The following is a 23,010-nucleotide window of genomic DNA, read 5'->3' as shown; positions in this document are numbered from 1 at the left end:
ATACATATATGAAAACAAAAATCACAAGTGCGATCCTGTTGTCTCTATTCTTCCTTTTGAATAGCTGCCTGCCGGGACAAATCATTAAAGGAGACGGAAACATAGTTACCAACAATATCCCTATTGGCGAATACACAAAGATCAAGACGTCCGGAACGATCCATATCAATTACAGCCAGTCGGATGAAGAGCCGTTCCTACAGGTCACAACCGATCAGAATATCTATGATATCTATGAGTTCTTGATCGAGGATAACAACGCCCTGGTGATCCGCCCCAAGAAAGAATACCGGCGCAACACCTTTATCCGCCCGACGGAGTTTACCGTCAACACCCACTCGCGCGAGCTGGTCAAGGCAGATATCGCCGGCAGCTCTACTTTCGATGCGAACAGTCCGCTTCAGACCGATCAGTTACACTTCTCCCTTGCCGGTTCCGGCAAGCTTAACCTGAACGAGCGGGTAGACACCCGCCGGTTAAGTACGGAAATCGCCGGCAGCGCTACCGTAAATGCCAAGCAGATCTATACGCAGGAGTTCAAAGGCAATATCGCCGGCAGCGGCACGCTGAATATGGGCGGGGAAACGCAAAAAGCGACGTTTGAAGTGGCCGGCAGCGGTGATGTCCGGGCGTTTGATTTCCGAATTGAAGACATGAAATGCGAAATTGCCGGCAGCGGAGATATCGAAGCCTATGTGAACCAGAATATCGACGTCAGCGTCGCCGGTAGTGGCCGTATAAAATACAAAGGCAACCCCAGCAATATCACCAAAAGCATTGCAGGCTCAGGCTCGGTGAAGCAAGTCAACGAATGAAAGTAAAACAATTATGAATTATGAATTATGAGAAGATATAGTATCTGTGATCTCATAATTCATAATTCATAATTGCTTAGAGCCACCCCTCATCAATATACCATGCGATTGCCTCTTCAAGGCCTTCGCGCAGGGAGTAGGCAGGAGTGAAACCGAGATCTTCCTGAAGCGGCGTAACATCACACACCCAGTTACGCTGCTTCAGGATCTTATATTTATCCGTATTCAAAGTCATACTTTTCCGGTTTAGCTTACCGACTTTCTCAGAGAATAGGCAGGCAACATACACCAGCCCGGAAGGGATACGCGCCCTGATCACCCGTTTCTTCGCAACGATCTCCTGGATCATCCGGGCAAAAGAATGATCGGTATACACATCGCCATCGGCGACGAAGTAGTGGCGATTGCGTATATCCTCTTTCTCTAAAGCAAGAAAAGCAACAGTTGCCAGGTCTTTCACGTAGATAAAGGTGATACGCTGCGGCGTCATGCCGACGGTAAAATCGAATCCCGAACGGATACTCTTAATCTCCATAAAGTAATCAAGCTCGCCCGGGCCGTAGACACCGGTCGGACGCAGGATAACGTAGGGGAAATAGTTCTGGTTGCGTACAATGTTCTCGGCTTCCAATTTGCTTTGCCCATAAGCCGTATCCGGTCGCTGTTCATCCTCTAAGCGGATAGGGGTGAAACCTTTCTCGTCGCCCGGGCCATAGCTGCTCAGGCTACTCATCAACAGGAACTTCTCGGGCCGGCAATCGGCAGCATTCAATGCTTCGACAAAACGGCTCGTGTTTCCCGCGTTCACGCGAAAGAACTCGCTTTTGTCGAACGTCTTAGTTAAGCCGGCATTATGAATAATATAATGCCAGGCACCATGATCACGTCGAAACTCTTCCAGTTGCTTCTTGAGCCTGATCTCTTCACCATAAGCCAGGTCGATAAAATGGATACGCTCATCCCGCAACCGTGCCCGGCTACTGCCGGAACGTATTCCCGCCCATACTTCATACCCTCTGTTTAAGGCTTCCCGGACCAAAAAGCCGCCAATAAATCCGCTGGCGCCGGTGATTAAGATCCTGCATTTTTCTTCAGGAAGGGCCGAAGGGGTTATAGGAGCTGTAGAAACGGTAGGAACAGCAGGGATTATAGGCGCTGTAGGGGCTATAAGAGCTATAGGATCGGAAGGGACTATAGGAGCTATAGGATCGGGATTAGCTTCCGGTTCGATTCCGGCTACCGGCTCAACCTCTGCTTTGGGTTCAAGCTCAATTTCGGGCTCAACCTCTGTTTCGGGAGCTGATGCGGATGTTTGAGGGGTGTCGTTTGCATCAAAATAAATGACCATAGGCTGGAGAAGCTCTTCTGTGGAGGTCAAAGGAGGTGAGGGCTTTAAGGGCTTTAAAGGCTCTTCCGCTACTACTTCCTCTACGGACTCCTCGACCGGTTCTTCTGATAGGGATTCTTCTTCGGACTCCTCTATTCGCTCCGGCACAGGTTCTTCCAATGGCTCTTCCAGCGGCTCCTCCGCAGGTCCCTCTATAATAGGAGCTGCAGCCGGGGGTTCCGGCGTAAACGAATCAAAAAGAGATAATTGAATACTCTCCTGTTTGCCATTATTCTTTTGCATCGCCTATATTTTCTACTGATCGGTTAATTTAATTACTCAGGATGTTGATGTGTTTTTAATATCCGGTGAGGCAGATCCCCATGACCCACCAACTCGATCGGACAGGAATAGGCATGGCCTACCCATTCTTCCGTAATATCACTTCCGGCATGATAATGAAGCGTCTCATTCACGCAGGCAATGTTTTTCACCATCGGAAGGATTGTGCCCATATCATGGGAAACCAGGATAATCGCACTTTCTTTATTGATCTCGCTTAATAGTTCATAGAAATGGGACTCGAACCGCTTGTCGACATACGAATTGGGTTCGTCCAGAATCAATACTTCCGGCCGTGAAACGATAGAACGCCCGAGCAATACCCGTTGCAACTGTCCGCCGGATAGCTCTCCGATCGGACGGTCCGATAAATCGTCCAGTCCCATCTGGTGGATCACCTCTTCAATCCGTTCGGTTTGCATCTTATTGAATCCCCGGAAAAGGGGTTTCTCCGACGACAAACCGGAGGAAATGACCTCCCATACGGATATCGGGAATTTCTTATCAATCAGATTCGTTTGCGGAAGATAACCGATCTTCAGGGAGGATACAGGCGCACCATTGTGGTAATAGTTGACCGTCCCCTTCTCCGGAACGAGCAAGCCCAGGATTACTTTCAACAGCGTAGTCTTCCCGCCTCCGTTAGGCCCGATAATGCCCAGAAAGTCATTCTCCCAAACATCCAGGTTTACCTCGTGTAAGACCGGCTTCCCGGGATATCCCGCTGTGAGCTGCTGTATCTCTATCCGTTTATTCATCGATTAATGCTTTCGCAATATGTATCATTTCTTTACTCCAATCGTAAGCCAACGGATTGATCGTCACCAGACGGCAGCCGGTTTCTTTGGCAATCAGTGCGGCGTTCTTCTGATCGAACTCTTTTTGTACGAAGATAACCTGTGCATTGTACAGTCGGGCCATATCGACCAGTTCTTTCAGTTGTGCCGGAGTCGGCTCTTTCCCATCCATCTCGATGCAGAGCTGTTGCAGATTAAACTCTTCGGCAAAATAGGTCAATGCCGGATGGTAAATGATGAAAGCCCGACTTAAGGCCGGTTGCAGATATTGCAGAATCGCTTCTTCCGTCCGGTCGATTTCTTTTATCAATTCGTCATAGTTCCGACGGTACTGATCTGCATGCGCTTCATCCAGTGCGATAAAAGCATCCAGCATATTCTGGGCGACAACTTTGGCTCCGTGTATCGAGCTCCAGATATGTGGATCCTGTGGCCCGTGATGATGCCCGTGATCATATTCGCATGCTTCTCCTTCGGCATGGTGATGATGTTCGCTCTCTTCCATAAAATGCATGCCTTCTGAGAGGTCGAAAAACGTAACCGTAGGATTATTCTTTTGAATATTATCCATCCATGCCAGTTCGAAACCGATCGGTCCGATCTGGAAATAGGCAAGGCTCTTCCCGATCTCTACCATCTGTTGAGGTGCCGGGTCGTAGGTCTCCGGACTCTGTCCTATCGGCACCACGGTATTAATCTTATACTTATCTCCACCGATCTTTTCCGCGAAATAACGCTGCGGTTCGATGGTGACCGAGATAATTCGTTCGGAAGCCGGCTTGGGTTGACAGGCAAAAAATGTAAATAAGAATATGGCGTAACGAATATATTTCATTCTTTTTTCATTTAGAGAAGCAAAGGTACAAAAAGTTCATCACTTAAAATGTTCATATAGGTTTTTGCTTCACAAAGGAAATCTCTATCTTTACCTCCGGAATATCTGAATCTAAATCTATTGTAGAAACAAACTTCGTGGCAACTGACAGTATGCCGGGAAAAGGAATAAATGATCGACATAGAAAAATTAAAACACGGCGATCCGTTAACCTTTAAAGTTTTCTTTGAACGCTTCTACCCAAGGTTGATGGGATTGGCTTGCCGCTTCGTAGATGAACAAACGGCAAGAGATATCGTGCAGGAAGTCTTTACCTCTTATTGGGAACGGAAAAAAGAAATTGAAGCGGAAAACATCCAGTCTTATCTTTACAAATGGATCCAGAACCGTTGCCTGAATCATCTGAAACATCAAATCCTCGTAGAAGAGTACGAGTCACGGATCCGTATCGCAGAAGCCCGTATCGCTTATCTGGAAAGTGTCACCGATACAAACGATGTGTTAAGCCAGATTATGACCCGGGATCTCACCGACCGCATCAAAGAAGCCATTGACCAACTCCCTCCTAAATGCGCGGAAGCATTCAATCTTTTCTATTTCAGTGAAATGTCACACAAAGAAATTGCCGAACAGATGCAGATCTCCCCCCGCACCGTAGAAGGACATATCCGCCAGGCGGTTTTATCCCTACGTAAGCAACTGCGCCACCTGATCACTTTTCTCTGAAGTAGCGCCGGATATTTCAAAAAGGCCGTCGGAGTTTTTAGAATAGCCTTCGGTATTTTTTTAGCAGGGCGTATAAAAATGCTTTCCGACCACGTAGTTTTCCTTTCTCAGTTGTCGTATTAATAGAAACACAAGTAAAACAAGGTATGGGCGAACAACTACTCTTACGATTTTTGAATAAACAGTGTACCCCGGAGGAACTATGCCAGGTAAAAGAATGGATCGAGGAAGACACTGAAAATGCAAGCTGGTTATTCGAAATGGAACGTATCTGGAGCCTGAAAGATGAAATTCAGTTCTCGGAAGAAAAAGAAATATGTGAAGCATATAACCGGTTTATCATACAAAAGCCGGAAGCCCGTATTCGCCGCCTGCAGATATCACGCAAGAAAATGTTATCGTGGGTGGGGTATGCTGCCGCCATTCTTATCATCGCCTTTTTAGGAACAAGTTTGTATAAACTGCAGAAAGATGCGGAAATTGTAGCACAAAGCATGAATATAATCGAGGTCCCAAAAGGTCAACGGAGCGCCATCACTTTGACCGATGGGACAAAAGTCTGGCTCAACGCGGAAAGCCGGTTGGTATATCCAGCCAGTTTTACGGCAAAGAACCGAACGGTCACATTACAAGGAGAAGGTTTTTTTGAAGTTGTACATGATGAAAAGTCCCCTTTTATTGTCCGGACCGACCTGATTAGTGTTACCGTTCTTGGTACCAAGTTCAATGTAGAAGCCTACCCTTCGGGCAACACATTGGTCACACTGGCTGAAGGAAAAGTGGAAGTGGCTTCCATTGAACACGATGGCGACCGGGTTGTTTTAGAGCCAAACGACCAGGCATCCTATTCAAAGGAAAATGGGCTGAATGTCAAACGAAATGTAGATACCAGCCTATTAAAATCGTGGACTGTCGGTGAACTTAGTTATGCAAACAAAACACTGGCTTATATTGTCGATGATCTTGAGCGCCGCTTCAATGTGAAAATTGTGATCCTGGATAAAGAGCTGGAAGAAGAAACTTTCAATAGCCGGGTATATGAAACAGCTACAATAGAGAAAGTACTCGACTTCCTGAAAGAAACAAGACGGTTGGACTACCGGAAAAATAACGATCAATACGAAATTTTTAAACTTAAAAAATAAATGCCTATGGAATAAGCCGAACAAAAACGGAAGAACCGGAGTTGCGCCAACATCCCCGGTTCGGATAAAAGCAAGTAAAACATTTTAGAGACTACCTAAATTAATACTCACCAATCATTTACAAATGTATGGATTTTATTATGAAAAACACGCCATGCAAAGAAGCTAAATTTGCATGGCTACGAAAAAGCCTATTTATTATGAGATGTATCCTGTTATTTCTAATGTTAGGAACATTGCAAAGTGTAGCGAGCCTATTGTACTCTCAATCCGCCCGCTTATCCTTAGAGATGAAAGACGCCACCGTAGAACAAGTCTTATCAGCTATTGAAGAAGAAAGTTCTTTTTATTTTACGTATAATCTAAATCAAATTAACGTCAATCGACGTGTTTCCGTAAACGTAAAAGACCGGGCAGTAATGGAAATTTTGGATGAACTGTTTGCCAGCGAAAATATCAAATATACGATCGACGACAAACATATTATCCTTTATAAAGAAGGAGGCCGCATTTTACCGGCTTCACAGCAAGGCCGACGGATTACCGGGGTGGTCGTCGACGATCTCGGTGAACCGATTATCGGAGCAAACGTGGTGGAAGCCGGAACGACAAACGGTACGATAACCAATTTCGATGGAGAGTTTACCCTGGAACAGGTAAATGGAAATCAGTTGCAGGTCTCTTATATCGGTTATACAACCCGGACCATTAGTATCGGCCAGTCAAGTTCACTCCGCATCGTATTGGCAGAAGATACACAAGCGCTCGACGAAGTAATCGTTATCGGTTATGGTACGCAACGTAAGTCCGATGTATCCGGTTCTGTCACCACAGTTGCCGGAGATAAGATTGCAAATCTGGCAGTTTCCGGAGCAGCAACTGCATTGCAAGGGATGGCTCCCGGCCTCGCTATTAACTTTGGTAACGGAGCTCCGGGAACTTCACCGACTATAACTGTCCGTGGTCTGACGACATGGGGATCCAGCAATGAGCCGTTAGTCATTATCGACGGGACTCCCGGTGATATGTCCTTTCTTAATCCGGAGGATATCAAGTCAATGACTGTATTGAAAGATGCGGCTATGGCGGCAATCTACGGTTCACGTTCCGCTGCCGGGGTTATCCTGATCGAGACTCACCGGGGAACAGCAATGAAAGAACCTCGCATTCAAATATCTTCTTTTATCGGATTGGAAGACCTTCCCAAACGGATGGATATATGTAACTCCGCGGAATATATCTGGGTAAACAAATTGGCATTAAGTAATGCCGGGGTACCGGAAAATCGTTGGCCGAAATATATATCTGCTTATGAAGAAAATCCAAATCAATTTGCCGATACCGACTGGCAGAAAGAATATTACAGAAGAGCGCTTTCACAGAAATATAATATCAGTTACTCTGCAGGGAATGAGATTATGAACGTCGCTCTCTCCGGCTTTTATAATAAAACAGACGGGATTGTGGAAGGTACAGGTTCTGATGGTTTTGGTTTCCGCCTAAACTCCGATGTGAAACGAGGGAACTTTAAAATGGGAGAGTCCGTCAGCTACGGACGAAACACCTATCGTCCGGAGCCCAATACCGGCTTCCCGGGAATGTTCCAGACCAGTAATATAGAACCATTGGTTAGCGTATACGATGAAAATAACGAAGGCGGATACGGTGGAGCCATTCCCGGTATGGGGATGACCGATGCGGCCAACCCGGTTGCATTCAACAACCTGATACAACAAAAGCGGGCAACCGATTATATATCTGCTTCTGCATACGTTCAATATGAGCCGATCAAAGACCTAATCTTTAAATTCCAGGCAAGCCGTAACATGAATTTTTACCATTCGAAGACTTTCGTTCCTACTTATTATGTCGGTGCTTTGAAGGTAAATACATTAGCGAACCTGACCGAATACCGAAGCAAAAGAACAAACGACCTGATGGAACTTACAGCAAATTACAACAAAACATTTGCAGAAAAGCATTCCCTGCAGGCCATGTTAGGTCTCTCACAGGAAGAAAGCCGTTGGGATGACCAAGAAGGATATGCGCAGAAATTCGAGAATAATGAACTTCCGTATCTGGGGCATGGACAACAATCTTTCGCTGTCGACGGAGAATACAATCGGAATGCTTTACGCTCTGCTTTTGGTCGTGTAAGTTATAACTATGATTACCGCTATATGGCGATGTTCTCGGCGCGTTATGACGGTTCTTCCCGTTTTGGAGAAGGAAATAAATGGGGTTTCTTTCCTTCTGCTTCTTTGGGATGGAACATAGCCAATGAAGGGTTCTGGGAAAACCTGAAAGACAATATATCCGTAATGAAACTACGGTTAAGCTATGGTGCATTAGGTAATCAATCCATTGGGAATTATATGTATATCCCTAAATTGGCCTACAATACCAATGATCTCAATTATGCTTTAGGTGGAAGTGAGATCAACTACGGATATGCAATAACTGGTTTACCTTCCTATAATATTAAGTGGGAAACGACTTATTACAAGAATATCGGTATCGACCTGGGATTCTGGAACAACAAACTGGAAGTATCTCTGGAAGGATATATCAAAGACACAAAAGATATGTTATCCAGTAAGAACATCAGTTACTGTACCGGCTTTGGTGCGTTAACCGTGAACGAAGGCAAACTACAAACCAAAGGATGGGAATTGCAAACCATTTACCATGGTAAAGCAGGGGACTTCCGCTATGATATCGATATGAACCTCTCCGGTTATAAGAGTGTACTGAAAGAGATGTCGGATCCGGGTTATTTATATGAATCAGGTCCTGCCCGTGCTTATGTAGGCGGTGAAGTCGGTGAATTCTGGGTATATGAAACGGCCGGCATCTTCCAGAGCCAACAGGACGTAGATACTTGGAATGCCCAACACGGTTCTACGGACGCAAATGGGAACTGGGTACCTTTGCAACCTGCCGCTCAACCGGGCGACATCCGTTTCATCGATCAGAATGGAGACGGAAAACTGGACTCAAGCGATAAATATCATTTAGGTTCCGGTAATCCGAAAGTCATTATGGGTCTGAACTTCAATCTGGCTTACAAAGGTTTCGACCTGGTGGCTAATTTCTATGGCAATTTTGGAGTGAAACGTTACAACGGTATGAAAGTGCAACTCCAAAGAATGGATAAGAACTTTAATTACGGAAAAGATGCGTTAAATTCCTGGCGCCCGGACAATACCAATACGGATATTCCACGTGCGGTGATTGGCGATCCGAATGGAAACATCAAAGTATCCGATCGTTTCGTTGAGAATGGCGACTATCTGCGTTTGAATAATCTGCAAATCGGTTACAACTTGCCTGTGAATGTGTGCAAGCAACTAAAAATTGAAAACCTGCGCGTGTATATTGGAGGCAATCGCCTATTCACCATTACAGGCTACAAAGGGTATGACGCAGGAACCGGAGATACCCGGAAGAATGACGATGGCACTTACAACTTCCAGGGATATGACTATGCTCAATATCCTTTAAGCCGTAGTTATACGATTGGGTTCAAATTAGGATTTTAATTAACGAGAAAGAAATAAACGATATGAAACTAAAAAATATATATATTGCAGTCATCGCGCTTTTTATGGTTAATATGACTGCTTGTACCGGTGGATTCCTGGATGAAGATAGTAATCCCAATGCGTTGAGTCCAAGTGTATTCTGGAAAAGTGAAGCCGATATTGTAAAAGGATTGACCAGTGTATATGCGCAACTTCAACCGAATATGTCCTGGGGTACCCCTTTTGAACGGTTTATTGTGGTCGACTGCTATCGTTCCGATGAACTGGACTTTCGTGCCGACGTAACCTCCTGGTTGCAGATTGCCACTTTTGTGAGTGAATCGAATAACACAATCGCCCGAACCAACTGGACATACCTCTATCGGGGAGTTAATTATGCGAATCAATGTATTGATAATATCCCTAATGTGCCTGGAGTTTCTGATCAGGTGAAAAATCAAACCATAGCAGAAGCTCGTTTCTTACGTGCCTACTTCTATTTCAGATTATATATGAACTATGGGGAGCGTATTCCTATTTATACCAAACAATTGGAAGGAACAGACGAAGAATTTTATCCTCCCCAAGCAGCACCGGGCGAACTGGTCGCCTTCATTGAAAAAGAACTGCAGGAGGTACAAAACTATCTGCCGGATCTGGGCCATTATTCGGGAACGAATATTGGGCGTGCGACCAAATATGCCGCTGCGGGTATTTTAGGTAAGTTCTATATGTTCCGTAAAGAAGAGGCAAAGGCCGAAAAAGAATTTGAAAAGATTATCGGTAAGTTCCAGTTGATGGAAAACTACAATGATAACTTTGACGGACTGCACAAAAACAATAAAGAGTCGATCTTCGAAGTTCAATTCTCCGGTGACAATACGGGAGGCTTGCGCGAGTTCAATCGTATCGCCCAGCATCTGGTTTCATCCAATGCTGAAGGGTATGAAGAAGCCTATCCTTCTTTCTGGCTTTACGAAACATTGAAAAAGGACCTTACGACTGACGGTGAATATAGTGACCGTCTTTATTCTACTATCGTATTCAACGATCCGAAAACAAAAACATTCTACATGAAGGATGGAGAAGGTTTCCTGGATTATCATAAAGACGGGGAAATCTTCTGGAATAAATTCACCAGTTGGGACCCTTCACTCAGCTCCTATTGGACACAAAGTGCCTTTAATATGCCTGTTGTACGGTATGCCAATGTATTATTACTTTATGCCGAATGCCTCAATCACCGGGGAGCAACGGCCGAAGCCATTGGATATATCAATCAGGTTCGCGCTCGTGTTAATGTTCCGCCATTATCAAACACGATGTCCAAAGACCAGGTATTGAAACACCTTCAGGATGTTGAACGTCCCTGTGAGCTCGCATTGGAAGGCGATCGTTGGTACGACCTGATTCGCTGGGGTATTGCCGGACAGGCCTTGAGAGAACACAATAAACCATATGTAGAAAACTTTGTGGAAACCAAACATCTTTTATTCCCGATCCCACACAACGAATTCCTATTGAATCCGGATTGGGAACAAAATCCCAATTATGGGAAATAATGTAAAAATGTAAACAAGTAGTCAAAGGAGTCAGAGTAGTTATTCACTTTGACTCCTTTTCCCAAATAGTTTCTTATATTTGTGACTTTCGACCTAATTATTCATCATGTAATATCTAAAGTATGAAAAGCATGTCAAGAAGAACCGCAATTAAGACTGTTTTGGCCGGAAGTGCGGCGGCCGCTGTATCGGGAGTCGCGAGTGCAACGCCATTCGCCTCCGGAGTATCCCAGGCAAATTCTCCGCTGAAAGGAAATATCCGTCATTCGGTAAGCCGTTGGTGTTTCGGAAGAATACCGATGGAAGAGTTCTGTGTTGCCTGTAAGAAGATAGGGATTGAATCCATTGAACTGCTCGATCCGGCCGACTGGCCCGTTGTTCAGAAGCATGGATTGACCGTAGCTATGGCACAAGGAGCCGGACTGGGTATCGACCGGGGTTTTAATGATCCCAAACTGCACGACGAACTGGTAGAAAGTTACGAAAAAGTGATCCCAATGGTTGCCGAAGCCGGATTGACCAATCTGATCTGTTTCTCCGGGCGTCGCAATGGGGTGACCGACCTGGAAGGATGGCAAAACTGCGAAAAAGGCCTGGCACGTTTGATCCCTACGGCAGAGAAATACAATGTCGTTCTGACTATGGAATTGTTGAATACCGTTGGCCATAAGGACTATCTTTGTTCCCGAACCTATTGGGGGGCCGAGCTTTGCCGCCGCCTGGGTTCCGAAAACTTCAAGCTGCTTTATGATATCTACCACATGCAAATCATGGAAGGCGATATCATCAACAATATACGCAAGTACCATCAATATTTCTCCCATATCCATACCGGAGGGAATCCCGGCCGTAACGAGATCGACGAACGCCAGGAGATTTATTACCCGGCAGTAATGAAAGCGTTAGTGGATGTGGGCTACAAAGGTTTTGTCGGCCAGGAGTTCGTACCTAAAGACGAAGACAAATTGGCTTCCCTGGAGAAATGTATTCGTATTTGTGACGTCTGATCGGCCCTAATCCAATGCCTGAAAGGCGGCGGCATTCAACGTATGTAATTAATATACGGATAGTATAGACCAGGTAGATCATCACGGGTATACGATTTGAAATTCAGTAATAGTCAAGTCGATACAATTCGTGCCGATCTATTTGGTCTATAGTTTTTTCTCGTCTGCCAAGATCACCCCATAAAGTTGATAAGCTTGGCAAGCTTTTGCCATGCCGTTGGCAAAGTTTTGCCACCGTGCTGGCAAAGTATTGCCATGCCGAGGACAAAGTTTTGCCACCTTCATGGCAAACCTTTGCCAACAAGTGTTCCACAAAAAAAAGGAGGGGGATAGCGGTAATTGCTACAACTTTCTAATCTAAATAGAAATCTCTGAAATTATATGCACCGTTTTCTTCTGTTGAAATGATTACATCACCATCATATATGAGTGCCGAACGTGTTATTCTTGATTTAAAAATGGCCAAATCGAAAGTGAAACTTTATATTTGGCAAATATACAATTTTATTTTGTTATACTAATATGCAACACCACCAATTCCGAGACGGTCCCTACCCGGTAGGGCGGGCCGGCGATGCCGATGCCGGAAGAGACATAGAACTGGCTATTGCCTTTGCGTGAGTAGCCATACGGATTTTCATAGATCAATTTCATGAGTAAAGGGTAGGGCCATATCTGGCCATAGTGGGTATGACCATATAGGCCGATATCCGCTCCGTTCATTGCCGTTTCGGCAAACGACCAGGGCTGGTGATCGAGTACGATCGATGGCTTTGAAGAATCCAGGTCTTTCATCAATGTGCGCAGGGGCTTTCGCTTTTTCTGGATATAATCATCACGGCCGACCAGATAAAACGTTGAGTCGGGCATAACGACTGAGTCGACCAATAGGATTGCTCCTGTTTTTTCCAACCAGCGGCGTTTGGCATGGCGGTTAGCCCGGTATTCATGGTTCCCATTGACAATATAGGTGCCCAAAGGCGCTTCAAGTTGTTGCAGGTCTTCTTCTATTTTCGCCTGCTCGGCGAAGCGGGATTCGTAATCCATAATATCGCCGACCAATACGACCAGATCCGGATGCTGGGCGTTACTCATGGCGACATACTTCTGAACCATCTTTTTCCCAATCATCTCCCCGATATGTAGGTCGCTCATCATCACGATCCGCAGGCTGTCACGTCCCTCTATCGTTTTGGGCACCGTCATATAGACATGCGTCACCACCGGATGCATCACCCGGCCGTAGGCATGCGCCATCAATAATACGGTTCCGAGGGAAATAACGACAAAGCAGGTCGCTTTAGTTCGTTTCCAATGATGCGTCACAAATGTTGGGAACCAGGGATAAAGCCTGTTTGTGAATCGAAGCAATTCGAGGAAGAGGATCGCCATCGTTATATAGAGCGAAGCGATATACCAGGTATTGCAATAATACAGGATAAAGATAAAGACATCGTCGGGCAGGATGCGATGAAAGAAAAAGCCGGTCAGGAAAATAAGTAATTCAATGGCAAAGAATAGTAGATAAGGGATACGCCAGCTTTTCTTTGCCGGTATAGCCTGATACCCCCTCCAGAAAATGAAGGGGGTAAGTATCAATTGCCCGAATATAGACTGCAGAAAGACCTTCATAGAAAGAGAATGAAGAATGTCTACATTCTACATTATTATTGGGGGTAGCCTACCGGGTTGTTCATTAACAGCAATTGGTTGTCGTTTAGTTTTAAGGCTTTCCGGAGAACATCCTGATCCATGGTGGCACGGGGAACGGTGGCCAGGCCAAGTCCCGTGCAGGCCAGGTTGATATTCTGGCAAACGATACCGACATCGACCGAAGCCATCAGTTTCGTCCTGTCGGAAGCCGGATCGCCCAGGCGGGCCAGGTCGGCAACCAAGACCAGGCTGACCGGCGCTTCTTTGGCAAAATCCTGTGGCCCGGCTACAGCGGCCCGGTAGTCACCAGCCGTGACAGGCTTCAGGGCATGTTCTTTTGCGTCGTACAGGTATGCACCTGTTTTCATTACCACATACACATCGACTTCTTGTCGGTTCATCGCCGACGGAGCCGTGCGTTTCCCATCCGGACGGTTAATCCCGTTTGCCGCCCAAAGCAGATCCGACAGGTCTTGCGCAGCCAGCTCTTTGGCGGCATACTCACGGATCGACTGACGGTCGTTAAGTACTTTCATTACTGCTTCCCCTTTTGTTTTGTTGGGAGCGTTCAACTTAATCATCTTTAACTCTTGTGCTTGCATCGTTATAGCCATTAATAACGTAATAATAACAAATACTGAACGTTTCATATCAAAATGGTTTTTACGCTTTTTATACAAATGTAGAGGATTTAAGTATTTTTCAAATAGAAGGATACATTTTTTATGCTTCTTTATAAAACAAGGCGTTCAGGTCAATTGGTTTATCCATTACTTTTGCGCCTTACGATCAATTCGTAAGAACCATACTCATATTGAATTCGATGAAAGAGAAACTGATGAATTTCTTACTGGTACTATTCCTTACTGTACCGGTGTATGCACAAACAAACAGTGCAGTGTCCTATACTATTAAAGGACAAGTGATTGACTCCCTTGCTAATGAGACTGTTCCCTATGCAACATTGAACATCGTGTTGGCAAATGCTCCCCAGCAATCTGTAAAGATGTTGGCTTGTGATGATGACGGTAAGTTTGAAACTACCTTGAAGGCTCCGGGCAATTATGTCCTGATTACCCAATATGTAGGGAAAGTTCCGGCTCATAAATCTTTTACGGTTAAAGAAGGAGATAAAACGGTCGACCTGGGCCAAATCATGATCTCCGACGATACGCAACGGATTGCCGAGGTGACTGTAACGGCTCAGAAGCCCCTGGTCAAGGTAGAGATCGACAAGATCGTCTATAGCCTGGAGGACGACCCTGAGGCGCAGACGAATAATACGTTGGATATGTTACGCAAGGTTCCGATGGTCACCGTCGACGGCGAAGACAAGATACAACTGAAGGGATCGAGCAATTATAAGATCTACCTGAATGGGAAGCCTTCGAATATGCTTTCTTCGGATAATGCTTCGGATGTATTGAAGAGTATGCCGGCCAGCTCGATCAAGAACATCGAGGTGATCACCGACCCGGGGGCGCGTTATGATGCCGAAGGCATTGGTGGGATCATCAATATCATCACCACTAAGAATGCCTTGCAAGGCTATACCGGAACGGTCAATGCAGAAGTTTCTTCTTTCGGTTCGTTCCGTGGGGGAGGTTATTTCACGACGAAGATTGGCAAGGTGGGACTGACGGCGAATTATAACTACATGGATTTCAAAAGGCCTTGGAGCGACTCGGAATCTTACCGGGAAAACTATGGCGATTTTGCCAGTCAACTGACCCAGACCGGTCGGAGTAAAAGCAAAGGCCCGCGCCAGTTCGGTTCTTTCGAGTTCAGCTATGAGATCGATACCCTGAACCTCTTGAGCATCAACGCAAATATCTGGGGAGGAAGCAACACCAGCACCTCGGAGATGTCTGCCGTACAGACCAGTGCGGATAACCCGTTATGGAATTATCAGTATGATCGGCACAGCAAGACGAAATTCGAATTCGGTTCCGTCGATGTCGGCCTGGACTATCAGCATTCGACCCGGAAGAAAGATGAACTGTTGACTCTTTCATATAAGTTCAGCAATTCGCCCAATAACTCGGAAGGGCATACCTATCTTCATAATGTGATCAATTATTACGATTCCATCGCTTATCCGCGTTGGAGTATCAACGACGCATATACCCGTGAGCATACGGCACAGGTGGATTATACGACACCGACATTCAAGGATCAGACGCTTGAAGCCGGTTTGAAGTATATCATGCGGCAAAGCGACAGTGAGACAAAAGAGCGGATCCTGAATGAAGAAACGCAGCAATGGCGGGATTCTCTACGTCCGATGCGCGACTTCAAGCATACCCAGCATATTTATTCTGCTTACCTGTCGTATGCGATGAAGTTCAATAAGTTTGGGGCGAAAGTAGGGGTACGCGCCGAAGGTACAGCTCTGAAAGCTAAATTCGCTGATACGCCGGAAGCGAACTTCGACACGGACTATTTCAACCTCGTGCCCAATGCCACGTTGTCGTATCAGATCAATATGGCGCAGCAGTTACGCCTGGGATACAATATGCGTATTCATCGTCCGGGTATCTGGCATTTGAATCCGTATGTCAACCGCGACGACCCACAGTTTATCTCCTATGGTAACCCGAACCTGCGGCCGGAAAAGAGCCACGGGATCAACTTCAATTACAGTATGTTCACCCAGAAGTTCAACTTCAACGCAAACCTGAGTTATCACTTCGTCAACAATTCGATCGAACGGTATTCATTCAAGGATGAAGAGACGGGCGTGAACGTGTCGACCTACGACAATATCGGTAAGAACCAAAGCATCGGTATGTTCCTTTATGGCCGTTGGAATCCGGTTCCTTTGTTTAATATCTCTTTGAACGGAGGTATGGATTATACCGATATCAACGGCGAAGACTGGGGCATGAGCAATAGCGGTTGGAGCGGACGTTTGTTTGCCAACGCTCAATTCAACCTGCCGAAAGACTTCAATATCAACCTCAATGGCGGGTACTTCAGCCCGTGGATACAGTTGCAAGCCAAACAGAGTGGTTACTACTTTACCGGTATCTCGGTAGGCAAAGGATTTATGAAGCGCAAACTAAACGTGCGCCTCTCGTGCCAGAGCCCGTTCGAGGAGAACTTGAAATTCAAGAATACGACAACTGCTTCTTCGTTCTATTCGCGGAGTACGTCTTATATGCCTATGCGGGAAGTGCGCCTGAGTGTAAGCTACCGCTTCGGGACATTGAAAGACAGCATCAAGAAAGTACGCCGCGGTATCACCAACGATGACACCAAAGGTGGCGGAGGCGACACCGGCGGCGGTGGTGGCGGCCAGACGATGTAAGCTTCCTAAAGCTCTCCTCCTTTGAAAAGGAGGAGTACGGCGAGGTACGAGCCGGGAGGAGGTTAGACTCTTTAAGAGTTTATTAATTAGAAACATAAGAATCTAACCACCTCCCCCTCTCTTCGTTCGGGTACTCCTCCTTTTCAAAGGAGGAGAGCTTTAGGAGCCTTTTGATACACCCTCAGCTTTAGCATACTATTATGTAAACCCCAGCTTTAAGATACTATTGGGTTAGCCCCAGTTTTAGGACCTTTTGATACATCTCTCATTACTTTTTTTAGTACTTTTACCGGGAATAAGCCATAGATAAGCCATGAGCGACCGGAAGACCACACACAAACGACGCATTGATTACCTGCAAGGGGTTCTTTTTATTGCCGGTAGTTTTCTTTTCATACAGGTGAATTACCGTTACTGGTATCATTTTATGGAGCAGTATGTGTTGTTCCGGACGACTCCGTTTTATTTCTTCGGTTTGTTGTCTCAGCCCGGGGGTTTCAATGCCTATCTTTCGGAGTTCCTGATGCAGTCGTTCTATTTCCCTTTGGGGGCGGCATCGGTCATTGCTTTACTCTTTGGGGGAGTCGCTTTTTTGTATTATCTTTTCCTGCGGCGGATCCAAAGGGAGGTTTCCCTGTTTGGAGCCTTACTTCCTGTATTCTTGTTCTGGCTCTTTCCGGTAGAGACTCTGGCTCCTCTTTTAGCGTTGGTTTTTGCCTTTTCATCGGTGCTTTTATATACTTCGATCCCGAAGAAGAATCTGCGATATCTGGTTGGGATACTACTGATCGGCGTCAACTATTTCCTGGCCGCTCCGGCTCATCTGGAGCTGGCGATACTTATTGGCATTTTTGAGTGGGTCAAGGGAGAAAAGGGGAAAGTCTGGATTGCCCTGGTGGCGATCGGCTGGAGTGTGTTGCTTCCCGTATTGGCCATGCATACGGTTTATGTTATTCCGCTGCGCGAGGCTTATTTGAGTAAACATCTGTATCATCCCGAATATCCGATCCCGTATGCTTTCTGGCTGATCGGGTTGGCTTTCCCGGTAGGGGCGATATTGCTGTATGGGTTGAGGAAAAAGGCCGGAGGCGGTGGCAAGGTAAAGGCGGTTGTATCGACCGGCCTGTTATTTGTCTGTATGGCCATTGGGATAGGCTGGGGCAAACATCCGATGGAGCAGGCGTATCGCTACGACTACTATGCGCGACAGGGGCAGTGGCAGGCGATCGTCACCGAGGCGCAAAGGACAGGGGTGCACGATAAGGATGCTTTGGTTTATACGCATCTTGCTTTGTCGCGGACCGGGCAGTTCAATGAACAGTTCCTGCAACTGCCGCAGATTGGCGAAGCGGGCTTTATCCCTCAGGACCCGAAGAGCCGGTTGGGATTGATCGAAGCCGCGGAAGTGGCCTGGCAGCTGAATCATATCAATAGCGCGCAACGCTTTGCTTTTGTTGGCGTGTTGAGTTCGCAACGGTGCATACAGCCCCGGCTGATGATGCGGTTGGTAGAGACTTACCTGGTGAATGAAGAGTATAAAGCGGCAGAGAAATACATCACGATCCTGGAGTCTGCCCCGTTGTACCGTTCCTGGGCGCGGAGTCAACGTCGGTTCCTGGATCCGGCGACGGCAGCGGAAACGCCATGGATCGCCGAGCGGAGGGCTTTGCGCTCCGTTACGGACAATAACTTCGACCTGACGGTTAATTTCTCGAACGCACTGGCTTTTCAATTGGACGACCATCCGGACAATCGGGCGGCCTTCGAGTATGCTATGGGTTACCTGTTGGTTCGGAAAGACATACCGACTTTCATGCATTATATGGAGTTACTCAGAGATAATGGCAAAGCTTTTCCTGTCGTCTATCAGGAAGCGATCTGTTTGTTCTTCAGCACGATGAAAAGTGATCCGGAGGCTTTCCGTTCGTTTCCGATCGATAAGGAGGTCTACAGCCGTTTTATCTCGTTCGTGCAGTCGGCACAGAAAGTGTCACCTGCCATTTTGAAGCAACAATACGGCGATACTTATTACTATTATGCCCAATTTGCCCCCACGCTTAAATAGAAGATCCAGATGAAAAGAGTCATACTATCCACGTTCGTTTTATTTATCCTGTTGACCGCCTGCAATCGGCCACAGGGAATGCCTACGGAGAATGTCGGTGAACGACAGGCGATGCCGGTGATCTTCCCGGACTATACCGAGGTGACGATCCCGTATAATATCGCTCCGCTTAACTTCCGGATCGAAGGCGAAAAGGAGAACGTTTATGTTCACGTCAGCGGTAATATCACCGGTGAAACCGTCGTTTTCGAAGGGAAAGCCTCCATTCGTTTCAACGAGAAGAAATGGAAACGTTTGCTTGCGGGTAACAAAGGCGGTTGGCTTACGGTGGCGGTCTATACCGAGGAGAAAGCGGCCTGGAACCGTTGGCAACCGTTCCGTATCTATATCAGCGACAAGGCTATTGATTCGCATCTGGCCTACCGTTTGATCGAACCCGGCTACAAGAAATGGCATATCATGGGGCTTTATCAACGCGATCTGACTTCTTTTCGCGAGAAAACTATTATCCGCAACGATATGGTTGGCTACAACTGTATCAATTGCCATAGTTTCTGTGGGGGCGACCCGGAGCAGATGATGTTTCACATGCGTGCGGCCAATGGGGGGACCTATATACTGCAAGGGGGAGAGATCGAGAAGCTATATACGAAGACTGATAAAACGATTAGCCACCTGACCTATCCCTACTGGCATCCGTCGGGCCGGTATATCACGGCTTCGGTGAACGATATCAAGCAGTTTTTCCATGCCGTGAAAGAGAAAAAGATAGAAGTGTTCGATTTGGAGTCGGATGTGGTGGTGTACGATATCGCGAAGAGAGAGATTCTGTCCGGTGCTTCGTTGATCACACGGGATGCTTTTGAGACGTTCCCTTCTTTCTCGGCTGATGGGCAGTGGTTGTATTTCTGTAGCGCTCCGGCGAAGAAGATGCCCGACCACTATGCCGAGGTCCGGTATAATCTCTGCCGCGTGGCATTCGACGCGGAGAAAGGAGAGATCCGTATGCCGGTGGATACATTGGTACGTGCCGACAGCCTGAGCGCTTCTTTCCCGCGCATCTCTCCCAACGGGCGTTTTATGATGTACACCGAAACGGCTTACGGCCAATTCCCGATCTGGCATACGGATGCGGAGATCCGCATGATCGACCTGGAGAACAATCAAGCGGTCGATATGACGGCGTTGAACAGCAGCGACACCGAGAGCTATCACTCGTGGAGCAGCAACAGCCATTGGGTCGTTGTCAGCAGCCGACGCGATAACGGGCTTTATACCCTCCCCTACCTTTGCCATATCGGGGTGGACGGTCAACCCGCCAAACCTTTCCTGATGCCACAAAAAGATCCCGACTACTACGATCACCAGCTCTATTCGTACAACCTGCCTGAACTGATACAGGGAGAGATTACCACCAGCCCCTACAAAATCCAACGGTCGGCACTCAAGGACAAAGCGATACCCCTGCATTGATCCGCATTTTCGGTGGCGTTCCCTACTCCTTCCAAAAAAGCGACTCTCTATACACATCTCCGACGCTCGCCCTGAAAGGGCAATGAGCGCTGAAGGCGCGTTAGCCCCCAGCCCGGGGCCAGCAGGCCGTTAGGTCTGCGCCACCCCGGGTTAAGGATGAATAAAAACGGTGGTGTGTGTGCGTGGGAGCCGACCCAGGGTGGCGCAGAGTTTCACTCTGCTGACCCTGGGCTGGGGGCTAACGCGCTTTCAGCGCTCATTGTCCTTTCAGGACGACTGGTGCAGCGACTTAATACACTCCAAAGAGGTATATAGAAAGTAGTGCCAAAAAAGGCCGGCGGAGTTTTCCAAAAGGCTGCCGGAGTTTTCCAAAAGGCCGGCAGGGTTTTCTAAAAGGCTGCCGGCCTTTTGGCAATCTCCGGTGGTTTTTGCAATGGAAGAGGCAACTTTTTGTAGTCAAATGGAGAATGTTAACAAACGCAAACGGCCAACAGTGGTAAACCTATCACCCAAAACAGTTTTTCGTTTTTTTACTTACATCATACAGGATTTTCAATTGTTTTCCGGCTCTCACATTTTATTATACAACTGATTCATAACGATATAGAAAATCCTGTATGATGTAAGTAAAAAAATGAAAAACTCATTTCAGAGACGCTTTTACGTCATTCTCTTCCTCCTGGGACCGACGGCTGGTCGATAAAGATCAGGATATCGTACTCCGAAGAGAGCAGCGAGCGGGTGAATTCGGTTGTTGTTTTTATCGCTCCCAACTCGCGGAAGCGTGCCGGCCGGCGCAGCCATTCGCTATCGGGGGAGATGTCTTTACGTACCTCCCGCAGATCGATCAGAAAGAGCGGTTCGTTCAATTGCCGGAAGTAATATTCGTACGTGCCCGGATAGGCTTTCAATAGTTTTTGCTTCCCGGAGGCATAGCTCGTGCCGGTGAAGGCATGGTAGGTTCCTTCGTTAAAGGCAAAAGCGACCGAAACGTACGCCTCACCCAAGCGTTCATCTAACAGGACGCCCAGGCTATTGCCGTTTTTCCGGATGATCGGGTTAGCCGAATAGAGTACCATGCGCTGGTCGGGGGTATGTTGCATATATCGAATGACCTCGTCTATGTTATAATCTGCCAAATCTTCTCTCCACCAAACTTTTACCATTTGCTGTTCCAGGGATACAGTGTTCTGCACCAGCCATTCTCTTTCTTCGGCATTCGTGATATACTGACGCACATACGCCGCGATTTGCAGGAGATGCTTCCGAATCAATTCTTCTTTGGACATGCGTCCGGCAAAAGCGAGGAGGAACGCGTCCAGTTCCGCTTTGGCCTTGGGATACGGTTCCAAGGCTTTCAATAGTTCCACATAGGCCGCATTGACGGGATAGCCTTGAAAGGAACTCCATAGAAGCCGGGGCGAGTCGCCGTTGAACTCCTCGATCCATCGGGTCAATGCCTGGAAATCCCAATAATTGACTTGCATAGGCACCGGGGGCGTATACCGGTTCACGCGATATGCCCGGGAGTTACCCCCTTCGATCGTCAGGAGATTAAAGCCTTCCTGTTCGACCAAGGCCTGCGTGATGCGGTGGCGTAACCGGTTATTCTCGTAAGAGCCGGAGGTCACTCCGCCCAGGGCAACGATAGAGGCGCCTTTCAGGCTGTCGAACAGGGGTTGCAGATCTTCGGTATCGGTGCCCGGATCGATCGTCCGGAGCGGATGGATATGGGCACGCAGCCATTCGATCTCTTCGGCAGTAGGTTCAGCCGGCAGATCAGCGTCTCTCAGGCGTTTGCCGTCGATACGGATCTCGAAATCATCGAACCAGGCGGTTCCCCTACCCGACATCATACCGGAGAGATAGACCTCCGTCGCCGTCGAGTCGACCGCGCATTCCACCGTCAGGCGGGTCCAGCCTTTGGTCGCCCGCAAGCCCGAGGCCGGATCGTTCACCTCCTGGACCAAAGTATCACGCAGGATCGACAAGACCAACCGGGCATATTGTGTAACCGATTTGGTCTTTACCATCGCGCTGACCTCCAACCGCTTGCCCCGCACCAATTCGCCGGGCAAAGAAAGGGAAAAGACACCCGCAGCCAAGGAGTCGTTCTCCGCGAACCATTTCAGATCAGGCTTCTCACTATGGATACGCAGGCACTTCCCGCCCTCTTCGGCATTAGCCACCCATTTGATAAAGTACCCGCCCAGGTCCTGGTACTGCCAACTGTATGGGATCTCCGATCCCTCTATCCCTTTCTCAAAATCCAGATTACAGTATACAGGCGATTGGACCGTAAAAAGATTACAGCTACACAACAGCCAACCAGCCACTACCCAACAATTCACCAGATAGAATAAACTCCTTCTCATCTCATCAATTTAAAATCAAGCCTTAAAGATAAGAAAATTTAGCGGGTGAACCTT

Annotated in this window: 15 protein-coding genes; 9 read left to right on the top strand and 6 right to left on the bottom strand. The window is 47.2% G+C overall.

Annotated elements, in window-relative coordinates; all coding sequences use genetic code 11:
* Positions 1–8: 8 nt before the first annotated feature.
* Entirely contained in the window at positions 9–815 is an 807-nt protein-coding gene (locus M2133_RS09460) for a head GIN domain-containing protein (RefSeq protein ID WP_277465876.1), read from the top strand.
* Positions 816–891: 76 nt separating this feature from the next.
* On the opposite strand, the gene M2133_RS09455 is transcribed toward M2133_RS09460, so the two are convergent.
* The 3 genes from M2133_RS09455 to M2133_RS09445 form a co-directional block, all read right to left on the bottom strand.
* Complete coding sequence (locus M2133_RS09455; protein WP_277465924.1) at positions 892–1,929, bottom strand: NAD(P)-dependent oxidoreductase; 1,038 nt, start codon at positions 1,927–1,929, stop codon at positions 892–894.
* A 548-nt stretch (positions 1,930–2,477) separates the two neighbouring features.
* Complete coding sequence (locus tag M2133_RS09450) at positions 2,478–3,242, bottom strand: ABC transporter ATP-binding protein (RefSeq protein ID WP_277465875.1); 765 nt, start codon at positions 3,240–3,242, stop codon at positions 2,478–2,480.
* Positions 3,235–4,116, bottom strand: coding sequence for a zinc ABC transporter substrate-binding protein (locus M2133_RS09445; RefSeq protein WP_277465874.1), 882 nt, complete (start codon positions 4,114–4,116; stop codon positions 3,235–3,237). Before M2133_RS09445 ends, M2133_RS09450 begins: the two co-directional genes overlap by 8 nt.
* Positions 4,117–4,287: 171 nt before the next feature.
* Here M2133_RS09445 and M2133_RS09440 point away from each other — a divergent pair, with 171 nt between their 5' ends.
* The 5 genes from M2133_RS09440 (at position 4,288) to M2133_RS09420 (ending at position 12,080) form a co-directional block, all read left to right on the top strand.
* Positions 4,288–4,842 (top strand): RNA polymerase sigma-70 factor, encoded by a 555-nt coding sequence (locus M2133_RS09440; protein WP_277465873.1) that lies wholly within the window; start codon positions 4,288–4,290, stop codon positions 4,840–4,842.
* Between the two features lie 146 nt (positions 4,843–4,988).
* Positions 4,989–5,987: a FecR domain-containing protein gene (locus M2133_RS09435; RefSeq protein WP_277465872.1), complete on the top strand. Its 999-nt coding sequence runs from the start codon at positions 4,989–4,991 to the stop codon at positions 5,985–5,987.
* A 128-nt stretch (positions 5,988–6,115) separates the two neighbouring features.
* Positions 6,116–9,529 (top strand): TonB-dependent receptor, encoded by a 3,414-nt coding sequence (locus M2133_RS09430; RefSeq protein WP_346843237.1) that lies wholly within the window; start codon positions 6,116–6,118, stop codon positions 9,527–9,529.
* A gap of 23 nt (positions 9,530–9,552) precedes the next feature.
* Complete coding sequence (locus M2133_RS09425) at positions 9,553–11,073, top strand: RagB/SusD family nutrient uptake outer membrane protein (protein ID WP_277465870.1); 1,521 nt, start codon at positions 9,553–9,555, stop codon at positions 11,071–11,073.
* A 122-nt stretch (positions 11,074–11,195) separates the two neighbouring features.
* Positions 11,196–12,080 (top strand): TIM barrel protein, encoded by an 885-nt coding sequence (locus M2133_RS09420; protein WP_346843236.1) that lies wholly within the window; start codon positions 11,196–11,198, stop codon positions 12,078–12,080.
* 504 nt (positions 12,081–12,584) lie between these two features.
* Here M2133_RS09420 and M2133_RS09415 read toward each other — a convergent pair.
* Positions 12,585–13,712, bottom strand: coding sequence for a metallophosphoesterase (locus M2133_RS09415; protein ID WP_277465868.1), 1,128 nt, complete (start codon positions 13,710–13,712; stop codon positions 12,585–12,587).
* Positions 13,713–13,747: 35 nt separating this feature from the next.
* Positions 13,748–14,383: a SagB/ThcOx family dehydrogenase gene (locus M2133_RS09410; RefSeq protein ID WP_277465867.1), complete on the bottom strand. Its 636-nt coding sequence runs from the start codon at positions 14,381–14,383 to the stop codon at positions 13,748–13,750.
* A 173-nt stretch (positions 14,384–14,556) separates the two neighbouring features.
* Between M2133_RS09410 and M2133_RS09405 the strand changes: the two genes are divergently transcribed.
* From M2133_RS09405 to M2133_RS09395, 3 genes are all read left to right on the top strand, one after another.
* Positions 14,557–17,043 carry an outer membrane beta-barrel family protein gene (locus M2133_RS09405; protein ID WP_277465866.1) on the top strand — a complete coding sequence of 829 codons (2,487 nt, stop codon included), beginning with the start codon at positions 14,557–14,559 and terminating at the stop codon, positions 17,041–17,043.
* Between the two features lie 313 nt (positions 17,044–17,356).
* Entirely contained in the window at positions 17,357–19,108 is a 1,752-nt protein-coding gene (locus M2133_RS09400) for a DUF6057 family protein (protein WP_277465865.1), read from the top strand.
* A gap of 9 nt (positions 19,109–19,117) precedes the next feature.
* Entirely contained in the window at positions 19,118–20,581 is a 1,464-nt protein-coding gene (locus M2133_RS09395) for a hypothetical protein (RefSeq protein ID WP_277465864.1), read from the top strand.
* Between the two features lie 665 nt (positions 20,582–21,246).
* Here M2133_RS09395 and M2133_RS09390 read toward each other — a convergent pair.
* Positions 21,247–22,956 (bottom strand): erythromycin esterase family protein, encoded by a 1,710-nt coding sequence (locus M2133_RS09390; protein ID WP_277465863.1) that lies wholly within the window; start codon positions 22,954–22,956, stop codon positions 21,247–21,249.
* Positions 22,957–23,010 lie beyond the last annotated feature (54 nt).

This window comes from Parabacteroides sp. PF5-6, assembly GCF_029504695.1.
Classification (GTDB): domain Bacteria; phylum Bacteroidota; class Bacteroidia; order Bacteroidales; family Tannerellaceae; genus QVMG01.
Note: the sequence above shows the minus strand (reverse complement) of the source record. Positions and strands in the feature narration are given on the sequence as shown.

Bases quoted from the DNA above. Each gene is read 5' to 3' on its own strand.
- M2133_RS09395 (WP_277465864.1), top strand. From the start codon at position 19,118: ATGAAAAGAGTCATACTATCCACGTTCGTTTTATTTATCCTGTTGACC.
- M2133_RS09410 (WP_277465867.1), bottom strand. From the start codon at position 14,383: ATGAAACGTTCAGTATTTGTTATTATTACGTTATTAATGGCTATAACG.
- M2133_RS09440 (WP_277465873.1), top strand. From the start codon at position 4,288: ATGATCGACATAGAAAAATTAAAACACGGCGATCCGTTAACCTTTAAA.
- M2133_RS09445 (WP_277465874.1), bottom strand. From the start codon at position 4,116: ATGAAATATATTCGTTACGCCATATTCTTATTTACATTTTTTGCCTGT.
- M2133_RS09460 (WP_277465876.1), top strand. From the start codon at position 9: ATGAAAACAAAAATCACAAGTGCGATCCTGTTGTCTCTATTCTTCCTT.
- M2133_RS09415 (WP_277465868.1), bottom strand. From the start codon at position 13,712: ATGAAGGTCTTTCTGCAGTCTATATTCGGGCAATTGATACTTACCCCC.
- M2133_RS09430 (WP_346843237.1), top strand. From the start codon at position 6,116: ATGGATTTTATTATGAAAAACACGCCATGCAAAGAAGCTAAATTTGCA.
- M2133_RS09420 (WP_346843236.1), top strand. From the start codon at position 11,196: ATGAAAAGCATGTCAAGAAGAACCGCAATTAAGACTGTTTTGGCCGGA.
- M2133_RS09450 (WP_277465875.1), bottom strand. From the start codon at position 3,242: ATGAATAAACGGATAGAGATACAGCAGCTCACAGCGGGATATCCCGGG.
- M2133_RS09390 (WP_277465863.1), bottom strand. From the start codon at position 22,956: ATGAGAAGGAGTTTATTCTATCTGGTGAATTGTTGGGTAGTGGCTGGT.
- M2133_RS09400 (WP_277465865.1), top strand. From the start codon at position 17,357: ATGAGCGACCGGAAGACCACACACAAACGACGCATTGATTACCTGCAA.
- M2133_RS09425 (WP_277465870.1), top strand. From the start codon at position 9,553: ATGAAACTAAAAAATATATATATTGCAGTCATCGCGCTTTTTATGGTT.
- M2133_RS09435 (WP_277465872.1), top strand. From the start codon at position 4,989: ATGGGCGAACAACTACTCTTACGATTTTTGAATAAACAGTGTACCCCG.
- M2133_RS09405 (WP_277465866.1), top strand. From the start codon at position 14,557: ATGAAAGAGAAACTGATGAATTTCTTACTGGTACTATTCCTTACTGTA.